Below are 4,890 nucleotides of genomic sequence, written 5' to 3'. Positions count from 1 at the left end.
GATCCGTTCCCCGATCCGGCCCCCCACCCGGCCGCCGCGTCCGGCCTCCTGCGGAGCGCCGCCTCGCACGCCGGGCACGTGGACGCCGCACGCGTCCTGCTGACGGTGGACGCGGAGGCCTGGCTGACGGGCGTGGCGGAGGACGTCGCACGGATCGTCCGCACCCCGTACGCGGCGCCGGCGGGCGCGTGAGGGAGGGGGCCCACCCGGTATGGGCACTGCCGTCACCCGTTCGGGTCACCCCATCCCGTGCCCCGCATGCCCGCTCACCGGCTGTGCGCATGCTGAAGACAGGGGCCTTCTCCAGCGTGGCCCCGCGACCCGGCGCGCAGGGAGGAGAACGCCATGTCGTTCATCGACACGCTCAAGGGCCTCGTCGGCAAGGGGAGGAACGCGGCGGCCGAGAACCCCGAGAAGTTCGGACAAGCGGTGGACAAGGCCGGATCGTTCATCGACGAGAAGACCGGCCACGAGCACTCCGACAAGATCGAGAAGGGCAAGGAGGCGGCGAAGACCGCCATCCCCTTGGAGAGCGAGCCCGAGCCCTCTCCCCCCGCCCCGGAACCGCCCGCGGAACCCCGGGGGTGACCGGCCCGCGGAGGTCACCCCAGGGGGGCGAGGGGGCGGAGCGCTTCCGGAGAGTGACCGTGGTGGTGGCCGACGAGCACCCCGCCTATCGCGAGGGTGTCGTCCGGGGCCTGCGCGTCGACGGCAGGATCGACGTGCGGGCCGAGGCCGAGGACGGGGTCGCGGCGCTGGCCGCCATCCGGGAGCTCGTCCCGCACGTGGCCCTGATCGACTACCGGCTGCCCAAGCTGGACGGCGTCGCCGTGATCCACGCCGTCGTCGGGGCCGGGCTGCCGACCCGGGTCGTGCTGCTGTCGGCGGCCACCGACGCGGCCGTGGTCTACCGGGCGCTGCGGGAGGGAGCCGCCGGACACCTCGCCAAGGACGCCAAGCGGCCCGAGTTCGTCGAGGCGGTGCTGGCGGCCGCCGAGGGCAGACCGGTGCCCCCGGAGGCCGGGCCCCGGCCGTCCGCCGGCGAGGACGCCGTCGATCTCTCCGAACGTGAGCGGCAGGTCCTGCGCGGCTTCGCCGAGGGCAAGGGCATCCCGCAGCTCGCGGCCGAGTCGCGGCTGGCGGCGAGCACCGTCAAGACCATCACCCAGCGGCTGTACGAGAAGCTCGGCGTGCCCGACCGGGCGGCCGCGGTCGCCGAGGCCGTGCGCCGGGGCCTGCTCGACTAGCTGAAGCCGTGGCTCGACCAGGGCCCGGTGGTCGTTCCGGCGCGCACCTGCCGGCAATCCGGTCGGCCTCTGGCGGTCCGGCCTGCGGTGCGGCCTTTCGAGGAGCCCAGCCCCGCGTTTGGGTGTCGGCCGCTGGGTGATGCCACCGGCCTGTAATGCCGCAGGGCGTAAAAAGGATAAAACGGTTGCGTAGTGGCGAACCAAACCGGACAGCTGATGGGCTTCCGCCAGCCTGCACTGGTCGTACGTTCCGGCTGGCATCGAGCTGCGCAGGCGGGCAAGCCTTCGCCGTCGCGGCTGGCTGTCTTCTTGCCCGGCGTGCGGGAGCGGCCCCTTGGGGTCGGACGGGCTTGTGGGAGCGGATCAATCTCAGCCACCGCGCGCGGAGCGGGGCTCGGGCATGCAGGCGCAAGCAGGTGCCGGACCGGTAGTGCTGTGCGGGGTCCGGTACCGGCCGTATCCCGGCCTCTGTTCGAGCTCTTGCACCACATGCAGTGACAAGCTATGGTGGGTAGCATGAACGCACCGTGTGTGGTGCATAGTGCTGTAGCGGGTGATCTTGATGGCTGAGTCGAATCTGGATCTCGCACGGAAACTGCTTGCTGAGATCCGATTGAATCGGAGGTCCCAGACTCCGGACACCCTGGTGAAAGCTGCCCAATTGCTTGATTTCGAGATCGATCGTTCGCGCGCCAAGGGCTCGCACTGGTGGGCAGTGCACCACAAGGGGCACAGGTTCCCAATCCCGACCAGTAAAAATCCCGTCAGGGTTGGCACCACCACGTCGATCTTGAAGGTTCTCGAAGAGGTGTTGAACGATGTCTCCCCAGGCTGACCTGCAGTCCCGCGCCGAGGAGCTCTTTCAGCTGCCATGGTCCCGCGAAGTGCTGGCCGACGAGGATGGCGGCTACCTGGCTCGCGTTCCCGAATTGCCGGGCTGTTTCGCTGACGGCGACACTGTGGAGGAGGCGCTGGCCAACCTCAACCTGATCCTGCGCGAGTGGCTCACGATTAGCCTTGAGCGCGGAGACTCCGTGCCACAACCGCGTCGCGTCAACGACTCATTCAGCGGGCGATTTTCGGTGCGTGTTCCCCGTTCAGTGCACGAAGCTCTCAGTCGGCGAGCCGAAGAGGAGAATTGCTCTCTCAATCAGCTCGTCACGGTCTTGTTGACCGAAGGGGTTCGCCAGCCACGCACACTGGCGACGGCTGCATCAACGGACTCCGACATCTCGGAAAGTATTGCGGCAGATGCAGTGCGCTCGGGGAATCAGGCTATCGCTGCCCTCAAGGGCATCGGGACAGTGCTTCGCGATCGGGGCCAGCCTAACCTCGCCTGTGTCGTATACGCGATGGCAGCCAACATCGTAGCCGACGTTGAGCACGCCGAAGCCGCCGCGCGCGAGTTTGGTATGGCTGCCTCTCTTGCGCGGCGGGAGAAGCACCATAAACTCGCGGAAGCGCTGCTGCGTGAGAGTGTCCATCGTGACCCCACCAACCTCCGCTCCAGCTCTTCGCTGGGTCAGCTCCTGTACTTTCAGGGCCGCTATAACGAAGCAGCTGCCTACCTCTCACGAGTAGCTTCGATCGACAACTACGCCAAACTCTTCTTGGGATGGTCGCGCCTGCTTGAAGGCATGAATCTCTCCGATGAAGCTCAACAGAAGGCAGGGTTGAACGATCTGGTGGCCGCGCTCCGAGAGTGGTCGTACCAGAAGGGCAATCGTGGGTCCAAGTCCTCTTGGCTGCGGCAGGTTCAACGTCTGGCAAGGCTGGGCTCTGGGTGCCTCGAGGAAGCACGACACCTAATTCAGTTCGCCAATACAAATGCGAACTGGGGGACCATCGACCCGGCTGTGCTTACGGCTCCGGCTAGCGAAGGCGACACGACACCCTCTTTGGATGACCTTCAATCAATGCCCCTCGAGCAACGTCTCACAGAATAAGCTGATCTCTCTGAGGGCGATGAGGTAGCAGGCAGGGCGGTGGCTGTCGCGATCCGTCGCTCGCGCAGACGGCAGTTGTAGTTGCCGTGGTGGTGGCTGCGGGCTAGGAAGACCGGGGCCGGCTTTGACCGAAAGACGGTGTCCAGCCATCGTTCGGGCCAAGAACACCGCCAACGGCCGCAAGCCGGTCATCCGCACCCTTCCGGCAACACCGCTTCGGCCAAGTAGCCGTTCTTATCGAACGCGCCCCGCCCCACCCGCCCCTCCGGTTGCGCGCGTCCCGGGGATCCGGTCGACTGGGCTGACCGGTGCCTTCCGGCCACCGGCGGCTCGGGGCCCCGAAACGGTGAGGTGCTGTCCGATGGCGCGAGCTGCCGAGGAGCACGGCCATGGGGTGGGGGCCGGCCGCTGGGGGATGCTGGCCGTGCTGTGCGCCAGCCTGCTGCTGGTCGCCATGGACGCCACCATCCTCAACGTCGCGCTGCCCTCGCTGATCGACGACCTCCGGCCCGGCCCGCTGGAACAGCTGTGGATCATCGACATCTACGGGCTGATCCTGGGCGGCCTCCTCGTCACCACCGGCGCGGTCGGCGACCGGTGGGGCCGCAAGCGGCTCTTCCTCCTCGGCTTCGTGCTCTTCGGCCTCGCCTCCGTCCTCGCGGCGACCGCGCACAGCTCCGTCCAGCTGATCGGCGGCCGGGTGCTGCTCGGGCTGGGCGGCGCCATGGTGATGCCCTCGACGCTCTCCCTCATCCGGAACATCTTCACCGACGCCCGGGAACGGGCCCTGGCCATCGGCGTGTGGGCCGCCGTGGCCGGGGCGGGCGCCTGCGTGGGACCGCTGGTGGGCGGGTTCCTCGTCGAGCACTTCGAGTGGCAGGCGGCGTTCTGGGTGAACGTCCCGATCGTCGTCGTGACGGTCGCGGTGGGCGTGCGGCTGCTGCCGGAGTACCGCGCCCCGCATCCCGGCGGGCTCGACTGGCCCGGCGCGGCCCTGTCGATCGTCGGCATCGTGGCCCTCGCCTGGGGCATCAAGCACGTCGCCAAGGGCAGCCCGCACCCCTCGGACGTGGGCGCCCTCCTCCTCGGCGTGGCCCTGCTCACCCTGTTCGCCTGGCACCAACTGCGGCTCGAGGACCCCCTGCTGGACGTCCGGCTGTTCCGCGAGGGCCCGTTCCTCGCGGCGGCGCTGGCCACCCTCCTCGCCATGCTCGCGATCGGCGCCGCGCTGTTCCTGATCTCGCTCTGGCTCCAGTACGTGCACGGCTACTCGCCCTCGGAGGCCGGGCTGCGCACCCTGCCCTCCGCCCTCGCGATGCTGGCCGGCTCGCTGAGCTCGCCCTGGCTGATGCACCACGCCGGGGTGCGCGCCGTGCTGGCCACCGGCCTGGGCGCCCTCGCGGGCGGCTTCCTGCTCCTCGCCCTCGCGCCGGAGCCGACCACCTACCCGGTCGTGGCCGTCGTCCTGGCCGGGCTCGGCCTCGGCGACGGGCTGGCGATCACCGCCTCGGCGTCCGTCCTCGTCTCCGCCGTCCCGGCGGAGCGCGCCGGGCAGGCCGGCGCGGTCTCCGAGACCGCCTACGAGCTCGGTGTCGGCCTCGGTGTGGCCCTGCTCGGCAGCATCCACGGCGCCGTCTTCTCCGACCGGATGACGAACCTTCCGCTGCGCGGGCACGACCTCGACACCGCGCGCGGTT

Annotated in this window: 6 protein-coding genes; all 6 read left to right on the top strand. The window is 69.2% G+C overall.

Going from position 1 to position 4,890, the window contains the following annotated elements; genetic code table 11:
- Positions 1-192: hypothetical protein (locus K6I33_RS31910; RefSeq protein ID WP_229358037.1), on the top strand; the 192-nt coding region annotated here is incomplete at its 5' end.
- Between the two features lie 153 nt (positions 193-345).
- A complete protein-coding gene (locus tag K6I33_RS31905; protein ID WP_229358036.1) occupies positions 346-588 on the top strand; it encodes an antitoxin in 243 nt (80 codons plus the stop codon).
- A 53-nt stretch (positions 589-641) separates the two neighbouring features.
- Positions 642-1,247, top strand: coding sequence for a response regulator transcription factor (locus tag K6I33_RS36460; protein WP_229358035.1), 606 nt, complete (start codon positions 642-644; stop codon positions 1,245-1,247).
- Between the two features lie 562 nt (positions 1,248-1,809).
- Positions 1,810-2,082, top strand: coding sequence for a hypothetical protein (locus K6I33_RS31895; protein ID WP_229358034.1), 273 nt, complete (start codon positions 1,810-1,812; stop codon positions 2,080-2,082).
- Positions 2,066-3,193 (top strand): toxin-antitoxin system HicB family antitoxin, encoded by a 1,128-nt coding sequence (locus K6I33_RS31890; protein ID WP_229358033.1) that lies wholly within the window; start codon positions 2,066-2,068, stop codon positions 3,191-3,193. The genes K6I33_RS31895 and K6I33_RS31890 overlap by 17 nt, the downstream gene beginning before the upstream one ends.
- A gap of 361 nt (positions 3,194-3,554) precedes the next feature.
- A partial coding sequence (locus tag K6I33_RS31885) for an MFS transporter (RefSeq protein WP_229358032.1) occupies positions 3,555-4,890 on the top strand: 1,336 nt, incomplete at its 3' end.

It is taken from the genome of Streptomyces sp. UNOB3_S3 (genome assembly GCF_020740895.1).
Lineage (GTDB): Bacteria > Actinomycetota > Actinomycetes > Streptomycetales > Streptomycetaceae > Streptomyces.
The sequence above is the reverse complement of the archived record's forward strand: the minus strand, read 5'-3'. Positions and strand labels throughout refer to the sequence as shown.